The following is a 14,650-nucleotide window of genomic DNA, read 5'->3' on the forward strand; positions in this document are numbered from 1 at the left end:
CGTAAATGCAGAACCTTTAGTCAGTATAGGTGCTCTTGGTCAACTTTTTATGGCAAATTGCGTGGTTTTTCAGGATGATTTCTAATATTACCCCTACAAAATATATGGCAAAAAGTTAATGGTGTACCTGAGTTTGTTTTTCGCGGCACTGCTGTCGGCAACTTTACTGCCGGGCTCGTCCGAAGTTTTGCTGGTAGCACTCAAGCTTGATGGGCATCAGGGCGTCAGCCTGTGGCTTGTCGCAACCTTAGGGAACACACTAGGTTCGTGTGTGAATTACGCTTTGGGGCGGTATGCATTGCACTGGCAGCATAAGCGCTGGTTTCCAGTTACACCTAAGCAGCTGAATAAAGGCCAGCAGTGGTTTGCTAAGTACGGTAAGTGGAGTCTATTGCTGGCGTGGATGCCAATTATTGGCGACCCGATAACGCTATTCGCTGGCATTATGCGGCTTCGCTTTGCGGTGTTTTTAGTGCTCACCGCCATTGGCAAAGCCGCACGCTATGCCATTTTACTTGGGCTACTCGGTGTTACGGTTGGGTGAGTTACGCATCCCTGCATTTCTAATTGCTTCTAAACGGCTATCGATGGTTGCTCTGTCAAACCATTGACCTGCCACCATAACACCCGAGCGCTCGGCCAGGGCTGACGGGTTTTCTAGTGGATTTTGTTGCAGCAACACCAAGTCAGCGCGATGGCCTTCTGCAACGCGGCCAAACAAATCTTTGTCGTCAAAGTATTCTCCAGCCGCAACGGTTGCACTGTGTATAATTCCAGCGAGCGGAATGCCGGCATCATGCAACACGGCAATTTCACGTAAGGCAGAGAAACCCGGCACGCTAAACAACTGCGGGGCGTCGGTGCCAAAAATCATCGGTACCCCCCCGTCAAACAGGGCCTTAATTAACCGCTGTCGATTGTCGTGTTGAATCGCCGCTGCTTCGGCATTGAAGTAACCCAAGCTCGGTTCTTCTAGGTAATTAAACCAGCCAGCGCGAACGGTTTCGGGCACGTAATCAATTTCGTCATATTGGCGCAGCTGTTCGATATCACTCGCGCCAATAATTGTTGCCCACAATGCCTGCGTTGGCACTACAGCGGCCCCGTGGCGCAGGGTTAAGTCAACAAGATAGTCGAGTTCATATTTGCTGGCGGGTCGATTTAAAGCGTCAATGGCTTCTAAATAGCCATCTAAGTGATCAATAGTGCGTTGCCCTTCTGTCAAAGCCACTTCAAGACCTACGTCTTTCGGTACGTGACCCGCAAAATCCATGTTTGCGTCACGGGCTGTTTTCGCCATCGCTTGGTATTCGCTAAGCGTGAGCCCAGGGTGAACCTTTAATAAGTCCCAGCCTTCGTCACGTTGTTCAATAACGCGTTGCGTGGCTTTTTCTGGCGACTCAATGCTGTTGCCGTTGAAGCTTGGTCCAGCCAAATATAGTGTCGGTCCAACTCGTTTTCGTTCGGCAATATCGCTTTTTAATTGTAACTGGTGGGGGTAGCCGAGCATGCCGCGTACCGTGGTGACGCCGTTGGCGACATACATAAACAACACATCATCAAGGTAGCGTTCCGGTAATTGACCAAAGCTAGTCGCTGGTGGCACATGGCCGTGCATTTCTGTTAAGCCAGCCATTAAAAATTGGCCGGTGCCGTCAATGTGTAGGTAATTCTCGGGAATGGCCACATCAGAAGTGGCGCCAACAGCAACAATGCGATCGTCTTCAACCAGCACGGTTTGACCTTCGGTTAGTTGCCCCGAGTCGCGCGTAACGCTCACCACTGCAACATTGATAAAGGCAAAAGCATTGGGTGTTTGAGGCGCAGCTTCGGGCGCAGGTGGTTGAGCGGGCTCGCACGCTGCGAGGAAAATTAGCAAAGTAACAAGTGTCATGAAGCGAACTATTGTGTTCATTGTTAAGTCTCGGTTGTCTACCGCAGCGACAAGCAGGTTTGGCGTGTTGCTGCGCACTTTGGCTGGTGATTGGTTTAGGCTCTGATCAACAAAAACGATCACTTAAACATGAACAAGGATTATCGAAAATGCAATATTCACGACTCATTGCGTGGGCTGGCGCTTCAGTTTTGGCGCTGCAGGTTTTTGCAGAACCAGTTTTGGCGGCAACGATGGAAGGGAAAAAACAAGTGTCGACCTTCCAAGCTGAGGACATTTTCGCACTGGAATGGGCAACTGACCCGCAAATTTCACCTGATGGCCGTTACGTGGTGTATGTGCGTCACGGCTTTGACATTATGAAAGACAACACCAAGCGCAGTTTGTGGATGCTTGATACAAAATCAGGCAGTCATACTCCATTGTTTGATGATCAATATAGCTATGGCAATCCTACCTGGTCACCGGATGGCTCACGCTTGGCGTTCAGCTCGAATCGCGGCGGTAAAAATCAGATTCATGTTTACCACGTGGCAACTAAAACGCACAGTGCGATAACCGAGGTGCAGGAAAGCCCGCGCCAGTTTGCCTGGTCAAAAAACGCTAAACACCTAGCTTTCATGATGAATGTTGCAGCCCCGAAAACAGATTTTGCCAAATCGGTGAAAAAACCAGAGAAGCCTAAAGATGCTAACTGGGCAAAACCGCCAGTGGTGGTTGAACGAACCTATTATCAACGCGATGGTGCTGGCGTTTTAAAAGATGCGTACAGCCAATTATTTGTGGTGCCCAGTGATGGTGGTCACGCACGTCAATTAACCGAGGGTGCACATAGCCATAATGGCCCCTTGGCATGGGTTGATAATGACCAAGCTTTGGTGTTTAGCGCCAATCGCAACGATAACTGGGAGCATCAAGTAAATGAAGCTGACTTATGGCAGGTGGCAGTGAGCGATGGTGAGCTCACTCAAATAACGAGCCAACTTGGCCGTGAATATGCCCCGGTTATTTCACCCAACGGCAAGCAACTCGCGTATTTACAGCGCGGTAACGAGCCGGTTCCGTACTACAATGCCAAGCTTACTGTTATGGATTGGCAGAATAAAACGTCACGCCAGTTACTTAGTGACTTTGATCGTTCTGTAGAAAGTCCGCTGTGGATAAACAACTCAGCGCTAGCGGTGCAGTATGCAGATCGCGGGCGCTTTAAATTGGCGAAGGTGACACTCAAGGGTCAATTGACTGACTGGGTAAACGACGTCGGTGGTGTTTCTATCAGTCGCCCGTATTTAAGTGGTAGCTATTCGCTAGCGGCTGAATCTGGCGCTGTTGCATACACGGAGGGTAGCTCATATCGGCCGGCAGATGTGACGCTATATCACCAAGGTAAAAAGCGTAAACTAACCGCACTCAACGAGGATGTGTTAGGTCACCGCGAACTTGGGAAAGTGCATGAGTTTACCTATACCTCAAGCTACGATGATACCGAAATTCATGGTTGGTACATTACGCCGCCAAACTATGACCCGAATAAGAAATACCCGCTGGTGTTAGAAATTCACGGTGGCCCGCACTTGGCCTATGGCCCAACCTTTGCTGCTGAGCAACAACGCTATGCCGCAGAAGGTTATATTGTGTTTTATAACAATTACCGCGGTAGTACCTCGTATGGTGCCGAACACGCCTTAAAACTAGACGGTTTTTACTCGTCTGAGCGCGATCACGCAGACCATATGGCTGGTATTGATGTATTAATTGATAAGGGGCTTGTCGATGCTAGCAACTTATTCATAGCAGGTGGTTCAGCAGGTGGTATAGCGACGACTTACGCGGTGGGTTTAACCGACAGGTTCAATGCAGCAGCGGCAACGAACCCAGTTATTAACTGGGTAAGCAAAACACTGACTGCCGATAGCTATTTAGGGCAAATTCACAATCAATTCCCTGCTAAGCCTTGGGAAGACTATGAACACTATTGGAAGCGTTCACCGTTATCGCTGGTAGGCAATGTGAAAACACCAGTTATGTTATTCAGTGGTGAGAATGACCGGCGCGTACCCATGTCGGAAATTGAGCAGTTTTATCAGGCTCTGCAGTTACGGCAAGTAGATACGGCTATGGTACGTGTACCCGATGCCTCGCATGCGGTAACTGCTCGACCTTCGAATATGATTGCGAAAATTGAACACACATTAGCGTGGTTTAAACGTTACTTGAAAGAATAAATATTGATATTATGGCGCTAGATACAGTTCACAACGAGCAAAGATAATCATGGAACGTTTTCTTGAAAATTTGATGTACAGCTTACGTTGGCTGCTAGCGCCAATTTACTTGGGTTTAAGTTTGGCAGTTATGCTGCTTGGTATAAAGTTCTTTCAAGAGCTGTACCATGTAGCGCCAGTTATTTTTACCATTAAAGAAGTGGACCTTATTCTGCTAACGCTGACGCTCATTGATATTGCGTTAGTCGGTGGGCTGCTGGTTATGGTGATGCTGAGCGGTTACGAAAATTTTGTCTCAACGCTCAATATTAATAACGACACCGAAAAGCTCGCGTGGCTAGGTAAAATCGATTCGGGCGGTTTAAAAAACAAAGTGGCGGCGTCTATTGTTGCTATTTCGTCTATTCACTTATTAAAAGTGTTTATGAACGCCGAAAACCTGACAGAAACCACCATAAAATGGTATGTCATTATGCACCTAACTTTCGTGGGTTCGGCGTTTGCTATGGGTTATCTCGACCGCTTAACGCGTAAAAGTGGTGACGATTAAATAATAAAGTTAGCTGACAGGTACGCGTGGTACGCGAGCACTAACACCAGTGAGCAAGTCGTAGCTGATAGTGTCTGCACACTGGGCGATCTCGGCAACTGAAACATTTGCTCCCCACAATTCAACTTCATCACCGATGTTCACTTCGGGAACGTCGGTGATATCTACCATGATCATGTCCATGGTTACGGTTCCCGCTAAATGTGCTTTGTGACCGTTTATAAATACTGGTGTGCCGTTTTTAGCGTGACGCGGGTAACCGTCAGCGTAACCAATCGAGACAGTTGCTATTGTACTATCACGTTTGGCTTCCCATGTGCCGCCATAACTGACAGTGTCGCCCGCTTTGATATCGCGAATTGCAATCACCGCAGCAACCAGTCGCATGACACTTTGTAGCGGTGCAGGAAGCTGTGAAGAGCTTGGGTTGTCACCATAAATTAGAATACCCGAACGTACCCATTGCTGGCTGGGGTGTGCCAAGTCAATGGCGGTGCTGACCAACGCGGCAGAGTTCGCGACGCTTAGGTCTAAATTGGCTTCGGTCACCGCGCAAGCATCTTCAAATAATTCAAGTTGCTGTTGATTGAGTTTATGGTTGTGGGAATCGGCCGCGGCAAAGTGCGACATCATGGTCACGCTAGCGACTTGTGGGCAACGCTTTAACTGTTGATAAGCCTCTGCCACCTGTTCAGGCGCCCAACCTAGCCGGTGCATACCAGTGTCCACTTTCAGCCATACCGCCAACGGTCGCACTAGTCGAGCGGTGGTTATTGCATTTAGCTGTTCTTGTTGATGTACCACCGGTTGAAAATTGTAATGTGCGCAAATGGGCAACTCAGCCTCGCTAAAACAGCCTTCAAGCAAGATCACCGGTTGTTGAAAACCGGCATTACGCAATTGCACAGCTTCGTCCACAAACGCCACTGCAAAGGCATCAACATAACGCGCTATAGCATTGGCAACCGTCAACATACCGTGCCCATAACCGTCAGCCTTTACTACACCAATAAGGCGTGCGCCCGCCGCTAACTGACGAGCAACACGTGCATTATTTTCAAGGGCTTGGCGGCTAATTTCTGCGCGGGTTGGGCGAAAGTGCACTCCGTTATTCATGGGGCTCCTTAAATCATGACAAAGCTGGCAATAATATACAGTACAAAGGTTATCACGCCGCCCGTTAGTGCATAGGGTAACTGGGTGCGCACATGTTCGAGCAAGTCGCAGCCCGAAGCCAATGCAGACACTGCGGTGGTGTCGGAAATGGGCGAGCAATGGTCACCAAATACGCCACCACCTAATACCGCGGCGAGCAGCAACGGGGCTGGTAAATCAAGCGCGACTATCATGGGCGCGGCAATGGGAATTAGTATGGCAAACGTGCCCCAAGATGTTCCTGTGGTGAAGGATATCAGTGCTCCGGCAAGAAATAACATAGGTGCAATTAAAATTAATGGTAAAAAGTCACCGACTAAATTGGCTAAAAATATGCCAGTGCCTAGCTCGCGCAAGCTGCTGCCAAGAGCTAAAGACAGCAGCACAATGCTGACTAACGGCAAGAGCTCGGACATACCTTTAAAACCGATATTGACCAATTGCTGATGACTTTTACGTTTGCTTGCCAGCAGCATAAGGTAAGCAACTACGCACGCTAAAGCCGTGGCATAAAGCACAGATTTCGAACCGTCGCCTTGGGTGATATCGCCACCGCCAGTACCGAACATAAAGGCCACCATGCCAAATACCATGACCAACAATGGCACCAGCATATAGCGCGCTTTACTGTTGCTAGGCACATGTTCAGGCAAGTCTTGGTGCGGCTGAGGCTGTGCTTCAATGGCGCGCATTGGGCCATGAACTTTACCGCTAATTGCCGTGTAAAACACCAAAACCAAAGTAACTAACGCATAAAAGTTAAAGGGAATTGTTGCCCACAACGTCGCGACTGACGAGCCGGGTAGGTTTTGCTGCTCAAGCATACCTAATACATAGGCGCCCCAGCCGTTCAGTAAAATTAATATGCAAATTGGGGCACTGGTACTGTCAATTAAGTAGGCAAGTCGCGCGCGACTCATGCCTAACTTCTCGAATAAGCCGCGTGACAAAATACCCGCGGTTAACACACTGAGGTTCGACTCGATAAACACGAAAACGCCGGTAAAAACCGTCATTAAACTGGCACTACGTTTGGTTTTCCCTAAGCCCCGAGCCAACAGGGCTTCAACCGTTGCGGCAACGCCACCAGACTCGCGAATGTAGGCCAGTAATGCGCCGACCATTAAGCTGAAGATTAAAATTCGTGAATTCCCAGCTGAACCGAACACGGCGACAATTCGCTCAAGGGTAGCTACGAAGGTGTACAGTAACGACTCGTTCGTGTGCCACATGAGTAGCAATTCTGAAGAGGCTATTGCTAAAAGAAGGGCAACAATGACTTCTTTTCGCCAAAACACCACCAAAATTGCTACCAGTGGAGGGATTACTGACATCCAACCCATATTCTGTGCCTTCATGTTATTGTTTGTCGCTATTGTGCCAAGGACACATACCTTGCGCAATTTAGCAGTATTGTTGTGCCGAACACAACAAACTGATACTAGCGAAGGTGCCTTAAACGATGTACTTTGTAGGCATAATTTCCAATTTACATCATGCGCTAATGACACAACGTATACCTATAGCAACGCTCGGGCCGGCCGGCACATTTTCTGAACTGGCGGTTTGGGAGTTCGCTAAACAATATGAGCACATGCATTATGCGCTCTACCCAAGCTTACAGCGCACCTTGGCAAGCGTGCCATCACGCCACGATATTGCGGTGGTGCCGCTAGAAAATATCGTTGAAGGCATTGTTTCGCCGGTGGTCGACAGCTTTGTGCGGCAACCGCTGCAAATTATCGCTGAACTTGCTATTCCAGTGCGTTTTTCTTTGGTTGCGAACCATCAAGAGCCGCAGCGTGTGTTTGCGCAGTTTGTGGCTCAGGGGCAATGCTCAGACTGGCTCGCGCAACACGAGGGCGATGTGGTAACCACTGCCAGTAATACCGAGTCGCTAGAATTACTGCTTAACTGCCAAACCCCAGCCGCTGCAATTGTGCCGGAGCATTTAATAACCGAAGCGTTATTAGCTAAGCATGAATTTGCCCAGGTGGTGCACGATGTTACTGATTACGCCCATAACGTCACGCGCTTTGTGGCCGTGCAGCACCCGCAACCCTTGGCCGCCGCGCAACCTGATAAGCACTATAAGTCGTCGATTGTTATTGTCGATGATCAAGACCATCCGGGCTTATTGCTTGAACACTTGCAGGCTTTTGCTGTGCACCAAGTGAATTTACTAGCTCTGGTTTCTCGGCCGACCGGTCAGAAATTTGGCCAGTATCATTTTTTCATTGAGCTTGAAGGGCACTTAGAGCATCCGCGGGTGCAGGCTGCCTTAAGTGCCGTGAAACTGCGCAACCGCGTTATTGAGCTTGGTAGTTATGTCTACTCTAACTCTAGTTCAAGTTGCAGCTGATCATCAGGGTCGGGTAGCGCGACACTAATGCCGATAAGCCGAACACCGCGATGATCACGGCGCTCCCAGGCTTCGCGCAATAAATGATAAAACAAGCTGGGCGATGCGGTTTGCAGCGTGCGCGACACCGTGGTTTGTTGAAAGTCGCTAAATTTAAGCTTCACGGTTTGGCTTTTTATATGCGCTTGCTGCCAGCGTGTTACCCGTAAGCGTTTTTGCAGCTGCGGTAACAATACTTCGTCAATAAACTGCTCGACTTGCCGCAGCTGGTGCATGTCTTGCGGTAAGGTTTCTTCAACCCCAACACTTTTACGTACGCGCTCGGTAACAATTTGGCGCGGGTCGTGCCCTTGGCAACGCTGGTATAGCAGCCAGCCCGATTTGTCACCCAACAGCTCTTGAAGTTTGGGCAGCTCGCATTGCTGAATGTCATGCCCAGTAAAATAGCCGGCGTAATTTAATCGCTCTAAGCTTTTAGGGCCAACCCCCGGAATACGCTTCAGTTGCAGTCGGCCAATATAGTCAACAACCGCATCTGGCGGCACCACAAACTGGCCGTCGGGCTTGCGCTCCTCGCTGGCTATTTTAGCCACCATTTTTTGATTGGAAATGCCCGCCGAAGCGGTCAACCCCATACCTCGTAACCGGTGCCGAATGCTTTCCATGGTCACACTAGCACTGCCGTGGTATTGCGTGTTGTGGGTTAAGTCCAGGTAAAACTCATCAATAGAGGCTGGCTCAACCAGTTCGGTGGTTTCTAGCAACACCGCAAGTACCTGCCTTGAAAGTTCGCGGTAGTACCCGTGGTCGGGTGACACAAAATGCAAATTCGGGCATAAACGCCGGGCGTGGGCTCCGCTCATGGCACTGCGCACACCAAATTGTCGCGCTAAATAGTTCGCCGTTGCCACCACGCCACGCTCTCCGCCGCCGCCCACGGCAAAAGGCTTATTGCGTAAGCTGGGGTCGCGCAAAACTTCAGCGCTGGCAAAAAATGCATCGAGATCCAATAAAGCAATTTTTCGCGTATTTAAATCTGTATTTTCTGACATAGCACGGAAGTGTTTAACCTTGGACGGAATCTGGCTATAATCGCAACAACGAAACGAGCAAGCAAGCTCATCAGCTTATACAGGAGTCCACTGTGAACGTACTGAAAGTCGTAAAATCTAGCCGTGTTTGGGTTGCTGCAATGGCTTTAGCAGTTGGTAGCGCTAGCGCCAGCATGATGCCGCAACAAAGTAATGATGACATTAAAGAGCGTATTGCTCCAGTTGCACAAGTGCGTGTTGCTGGTGCTTCAGCTGCAGCAAGTGGTGATACTGGTGGTGCACGTTCAGGTGACGCGGTATACAACAAATTTTGTGCTGCTTGCCACACGTCAGGTGTGCTAGGCGCACCTAAATTAAATGATGCAGCAGATTGGGAGCCGCGGTTAGCGCAAGGCATGGATACTGTGCTTAAGCATGCTATTGAAGGCTACAACGCAATGCCACCAAAAGGCACTTGTAACGACTGTAGCGATGAAGAAATTCAAGCTGCAATTGACTACATGATTGCTGAAATCTAAGCGATTTCTAACCAATATTCATAGTGCTTATGATGAAAAAAACCGCTGCGGCGGTTTTTTTATGCCTGTAATTTGACCAAAGTACTTTTCTAATGCGCTTATGAAAGATATACTCAGGCGTTAGTTTTACTAAAAGTTTACATTGTTTTTAGCACAAACGTCAGTATAGGTTTGTTCAAATAACAAACAATGCAATACTCAGAATATAAAATAAAATTATAAAAAAACAGAACATGCGACAGCGTCACGAAGCTGAAACCAACGAGCTGCATCAAAAACAGCAGCAAGAAATTGCGCGCCTGCGCAAGGCTGTCGCTCGTCTGAAAGACCTCACCACCAAGTATCGCCAGTCTGAAGTTATTCAAAAAGCTTTGTTTAAAATTTCAGAACTTGCTTCGTCGGTTACCGACATGGAGCAATTTTATCAATCGGTGCACGCCATTATTGGCGACCTTATGGTGGCGAAGAACTTCTTTATTTGTTTGCATGACCAGGTTGAAGACACGGTTCGTTTTGTTTATTTCGTTGATGAATATGACGACATACCATCGCTAAAAGCTATTCCAGCTGAATTATTGGGCAAGGGACTCACCGGCTATGTCATGCGTACGGGTAAACCGTTTTTGTATGATGAAGAAATCTTTAATCGGTTGCGCGATAGCGGCGAAATTCGCGATTTAGGGGCCGCTCCGGTTGACTGGTTAGGCGTACCATTGCACTCGGATAGCCGAGTTATTGGTGCCATGGTAGTACAAAGTTATACCGAAGACGTTCGCTACAGCGAAGCTGACAAAGAACTGTTCATGTTCGTTTCGCAGCATATTGTTAACGCCCTTGAACGGGTGCGGCAGCGTGAAATGATGCAAGAGGAAATTGCGCACCAAACGGCCAAGCTACGCCAAATTAACGATGATTTGAAATCAGAAATTTCCGAGCGCGAACGGGCTCAACAGTTGAGTACCGTATTGTTCGCCATCTCTGAGGTAACCAACACCTCTGACTCAATTCAAAGCTTCTACCAGCAGCTGCATCGGCAAATTGGCCAACTTATTAACAACGATAACTTTTTCGTGGCGCTGCTTGATGACGAGCGAAAATACCTAGAATTTCCGTACTATGTCGATGCTTTCGACAATAACTTGCAAAAAAAGCGGCCGTTGGCGCGCGGTATGACCGAGTATGTTATTCGGCACAAAAAACCAGTATTTATTGACGCCGATATGTATCAAACCTTGGTCAGCTCAGGCGAAGTTGAAGACGCGACCAGTTACTACGGTACCCAGCCAACACAGTGGCTAGGCTCACCATTGGTGGTTGATGACGAAGTTATTGGCGTGCTGTCGGTGCAAACCTACACCGGCGAAGTAGCCTATAAACAAGACGACTTAGAATTGTTGAACTTCGTTTCGCAACACGTTGCTGTGGCGATTGAGCGACGCCGTAACGCGGAAGAAGTACGTCGTGTAAACGCGTACCTAGAACGGAAAGTTGCAGAGCGCACCGAAGAACTGGTGAACGAAATTGAGCGCCGTAAAAAAGTTGAAGAAAAACTGTTTTATGATGCGCACCACGATGCCCTCACCGGCCTACCGAACCGCTCCATGTTTACTGAGCGTCTGCAACAAACACTCAAACACAAACGTCGTTATCCGCATCACAATTTCGCCGTGTTGTTTGTAGATCTAGATCGGTTTAAAGATATCAATGACACGCTAGGCCACTCTGCCGGTGACGAATTCTTACTTGAAGCCAGCCGTCGTATTGGTGAGTGTATTCGTGACAATGACACCGTAGCCCGGTTAGGCGGCGACGAGTTCGTTATTTTATTGGACATGATCCGTCATGTCGACGACGCTAAAGACATTGCCTCACGCGTGATTGAGAAAATGAAGCAGCCTTTTGTGTTTGGTGAAAGCGAACATTATTCCGGTGCTAGCGTTGGTATTGCCGAGTGTAAGTCACGCAATGACTCTGCTGAACGTTTATTGCGCGACGCCGATGCGGCTATGTATCAAGCGAAAAGCATGGGGCGTGGTTGTTATGTGGTGTTTGACGAAAGTATTCACAAAGATCTTGTCGCCTCATTACACCGTGAAACAGAATTACGACATGCGCAATTTGACCAAGACTTTGTGCTGCAGAAATTTAATGTATTTGAGCTGAACAAAAATCAAGCCGTGGCGCAAGAACTGCTGCTGCGTTGGCAACGTGATGACAGCTTGCTGCCGGCCGACCGGTTTTTAGCCATAGCGGAAAAAACCGGCATGACCATGGCGCTTGACCAATGGATGCTAACCCGCTGTTGCGAGCTGCTCGCGGAAGACGAAAGTACCTTGCCGGTTTATGTCAGTATTTCTGCGAAACACCTGTTTAAGCTGGCCGATGTTAAAGCCTTGCAAGAAATTATTGTTAGCTCAGGTGTGGCACCCGAGCGGCTTATTCTTGAATTCAGCGAAACCGAGCTGAACGATAACTCAAAACGTCAGCTGAGTTGTTTACGTCAGCTTGCAGACTTTGGTGTGGGCCTTGCGCTTAATGAGTTTGGGCGCAGCGCCGGTGCACTCCAATATATTTTGAATTACCCGTTTACTCACGTGAAGCTAGACCCACGTTTTGTGGCTGATATAGCCACCAGCCAACGCGCACAAACCATGGTGCGTAACGTGGTTCATTTATGTCGCGACTTAGGCATTGAAATAGCCGCCGCAGGAATTGACTTTGCCGACCAGCAAAAAGCCTTGGTGCATAACGGCGTCAATTTAGGGCAGGGAATACTGTTTGGAGAACCCGAACAGGTAAAGTCACTTTCTCAACAACAGCCGACGCAAGCGCAGTCGGCGGGCACCGCATAACCTCAAGTTAGTCTTCCATGGCTTTGCGCAATAACGCTAAACCGCTCGCACGTGCTGTTTCACGGGCTTGTTCGTTGGCTTTGGCTTGCTCTTCCCACTCTAAGTCATCTTGCGGTAGCTCGTACAAAAACCGGCTTGGTTCAGGCCTTACAACGTCACCGTATTGGCGGCGCTCTTTCGCCATAGTGAAAATAAGTGACTGCTGCGCCCGCGTAATGCCCACATAGGCCAACCGCCGCTCTTCTTCAACCATGTTATCGTCAATGCTTGACTGGTGTGGCAGTATGCCTTCTTCCATGCCCACCATGAATACATGTGGAAACTCCAGGCCTTTAGAGGCATGCAACGTCATCAGCTGTACTTGATCACCTTGCTCTTCTTCTTCGTTGCGCGACAACATGTCGCGCAGGCACAGCTTGGCAACCGCTTGCTCAAGCGTGACCGGTTCATTGTCATCGTCACCCTTAAGCATTTCGCTAACCCAACGCATTAACTCGCTCACGTTCTTCCAACGCATTTCGGCAGCACTCACACTAGGGCTGCTTTCATAAAGCCATTCCTCATAGCCAATCAGTTTTAATAAGTCGAATAAAGCGCCGGTGGCTTCTGGCGTGTGGTCGCAGCGCCGTGCGGTACGCTTCATGAAGTCGACAAAATACTGCACCGACTGAAATTCTCGTGCGCCTAAACGTGTTTTTAATGCTTGGTGATCAGCCGCTTCATACAAACTAACATGTAGCTCGTGAGCTAACTCGCCAATACGTTCAACCGTATGCGGGCCGATGCCGCGCTTCGGTACGTTGATAATACGAATAAATGCAGTGTCATCACTGGGGTTTACCAGTAACCGCAAATACGCCATCACGTCTTTTACTTCTGCTCGAGCAAAAAAGCTTTGCCCACCGGTCATACGGTAGGGAATACGGTTGCTCATGAGGGCTTTTTCAAAAATGCGAGCCTGGTGATTACCGCGATATAGAATTGCGAATTGATGGTAAGGCGTGCGCTCCAAAAAGCGTCGGCGGACAATCTCTGCTACCACACGTTCTGCTTCATGCTCTTCGTTGCGGCCATAGATAACCCGCAGGGGAACACCATATTCCATTTCAGAAAACAGCTTCTTGTCGAATACGTGCGGGTTGTTTTCAATTAAAATATTAGCAGCTTTAAGAATACGCCCATGCGAGCGATAGTTTTGTTCGAGCTTAATGACTTTTAGCGCCGGGAAGTCACGTTGTAACAGCGCTAAATTTTGTGGCTGCGCACCGCGCCACGAATAAATGGATTGGTCGTCATCGCCAACCACAGTAAAGTTAGCGCGCGTGCCAACCAGTAAACGCACCAGTTCGTACTGGCTGGTATTCGTGTCTTGATATTCGTCCACCAACAAATAGTGAAACTTCTGTTGCCAACGCTCGCGGGCTTTTTCATCAGCCTTGAGCAATAACGTTGGCAGTAAAATTAAGTCGTCAAAGTCTATCGCGTTGCAGGCTTTCATATTTTGCTGGTAACGCCGATAGAACTCGGCAAACATTTGCTCATCTGCTTGCTTCGCCTGTTCAAGCACTTGGTCTGGACTAAGCATGGCGTTTTTCCAGTTGCTAATTTGGCTTTGTAGCAACTTTAATAAATTCTTATCACCATCAAGCTCTGGTTCAGTAAGTGCCTTTAATAACGCAAACGAATCTTGATCGTCAAATAGCGAAAAACCGGCTTTCATATTCAAGCTTTTCACTTCTTTACGAATAATATTCAAACCTAACGTATGAAAGGTGGACACGGTAAGCCCACGCGTATACTGGCGGCCCAAAGTTTGGCCAACACGCTCTTTCATTTCACGTGCAGCTTTGTTGGTAAAGGTTACCGCTGCAATGTGCCGCGCTTGATAGCCACAGCGCTGAATAAGATGTGCAATTTTTTCGGTAATAACGCGCGTTTTGCCACTACCAGCGCCCGCCAGAACCAGAACTGGCCCTTCAATCGCTTTGACAGCTTCTTGTTGACGCGGGTTTAACAACATGGCTTAGCGTTACCTTTTATTG

The 14,650-nt window shown here is 48.5% G+C and carries 11 protein-coding genes; 6 read left to right on the plus strand and 5 right to left on the minus strand.

Annotated elements, in window-relative coordinates; all coding sequences use genetic code 11:
* Positions 1-118: 118 nt before the first annotated feature.
* Positions 119-544 carry a YqaA family protein gene (locus BM334_RS00220; protein WP_092836315.1) on the plus strand — a complete coding sequence of 142 codons (426 nt, stop codon included), beginning with the start codon at positions 119-121 and terminating at the stop codon, positions 542-544.
* On the opposite strand, the gene BM334_RS00225 is transcribed toward BM334_RS00220, so the two are convergent.
* Positions 521-1,915 (minus strand): amidohydrolase family protein, encoded by a 1,395-nt coding sequence (locus BM334_RS00225; RefSeq protein ID WP_241970875.1) that lies wholly within the window; start codon positions 1,913-1,915, stop codon positions 521-523. The two genes, BM334_RS00220 and BM334_RS00225, sit on opposite strands and share 24 nt — an antisense overlap.
* Before the next feature lie 128 nt (positions 1,916-2,043).
* On the opposite strand from BM334_RS00225, the gene BM334_RS00230 reads away from it, so the two are divergent.
* Together BM334_RS00230 and BM334_RS00235 are read left to right on the plus strand one after the other, a co-directional pair.
* Complete coding sequence (locus BM334_RS00230) at positions 2,044-4,119, plus strand: S9 family peptidase (RefSeq protein ID WP_092836317.1); 2,076 nt, start codon at positions 2,044-2,046, stop codon at positions 4,117-4,119.
* Between the two features lie 49 nt (positions 4,120-4,168).
* Positions 4,169-4,669 carry a TIGR00645 family protein gene (locus tag BM334_RS00235; RefSeq protein ID WP_092836319.1) on the plus strand — a complete coding sequence of 167 codons (501 nt, stop codon included), beginning with the start codon at positions 4,169-4,171 and terminating at the stop codon, positions 4,667-4,669.
* A gap of 9 nt (positions 4,670-4,678) precedes the next feature.
* On the opposite strand, the gene alr is transcribed toward BM334_RS00235, so the two are convergent.
* A complete protein-coding gene (alr, locus tag BM334_RS00240) occupies positions 4,679-5,785 on the minus strand; it encodes an alanine racemase (RefSeq protein ID WP_241970876.1) in 1,107 nt (368 codons plus the stop codon).
* A gap of 8 nt (positions 5,786-5,793) precedes the next feature.
* On the minus strand, positions 5,794-7,167 hold the full coding sequence (locus BM334_RS00245; protein WP_092836322.1) for a Na+/H+ antiporter NhaC family protein: 1,374 nt from the start codon (positions 7,165-7,167) through the stop codon (positions 5,794-5,796).
* 119 nt (positions 7,168-7,286) lie between these two features.
* On the opposite strand from BM334_RS00245, the gene BM334_RS00250 reads away from it, so the two are divergent.
* Complete coding sequence (locus BM334_RS00250) at positions 7,287-8,186, plus strand: prephenate dehydratase (protein ID WP_092836325.1); 900 nt, start codon at positions 7,287-7,289, stop codon at positions 8,184-8,186.
* On the opposite strand, the gene dinB is transcribed toward BM334_RS00250, so the two are convergent.
* Complete coding sequence (dinB, locus tag BM334_RS00255) at positions 8,156-9,238, minus strand: DNA polymerase IV (protein ID WP_092836327.1); 1,083 nt, start codon at positions 9,236-9,238, stop codon at positions 8,156-8,158. The genes BM334_RS00250 and dinB overlap by 31 nt on opposite strands.
* A 140-nt stretch (positions 9,239-9,378) precedes the next feature.
* Here dinB and BM334_RS00260 point away from each other — a divergent pair, with 140 nt between their 5' ends.
* Complete coding sequence (locus BM334_RS00260; protein WP_092839136.1) at positions 9,379-9,756, plus strand: c-type cytochrome; 378 nt, start codon at positions 9,379-9,381, stop codon at positions 9,754-9,756.
* A gap of 233 nt (positions 9,757-9,989) precedes the next feature.
* A complete protein-coding gene (locus BM334_RS00265; protein WP_092836329.1) occupies positions 9,990-12,608 on the plus strand; it encodes a sensor domain-containing phosphodiesterase in 2,619 nt (872 codons plus the stop codon).
* A gap of 7 nt (positions 12,609-12,615) precedes the next feature.
* Here BM334_RS00265 and rep read toward each other — a convergent pair whose 3' ends face one another.
* Positions 12,616-14,628, minus strand: coding sequence for a DNA helicase Rep (rep, locus tag BM334_RS00270; protein ID WP_092836331.1), 2,013 nt, complete (start codon positions 14,626-14,628; stop codon positions 12,616-12,618).
* Positions 14,629-14,650: the final 22 nt, after the last annotated feature.

The sequence above is a fragment of the Pseudidiomarina donghaiensis genome (genome assembly GCF_900116895.1).
GTDB lineage: Bacteria > Pseudomonadota > Gammaproteobacteria > Enterobacterales > Alteromonadaceae > Pseudidiomarina > Pseudidiomarina donghaiensis.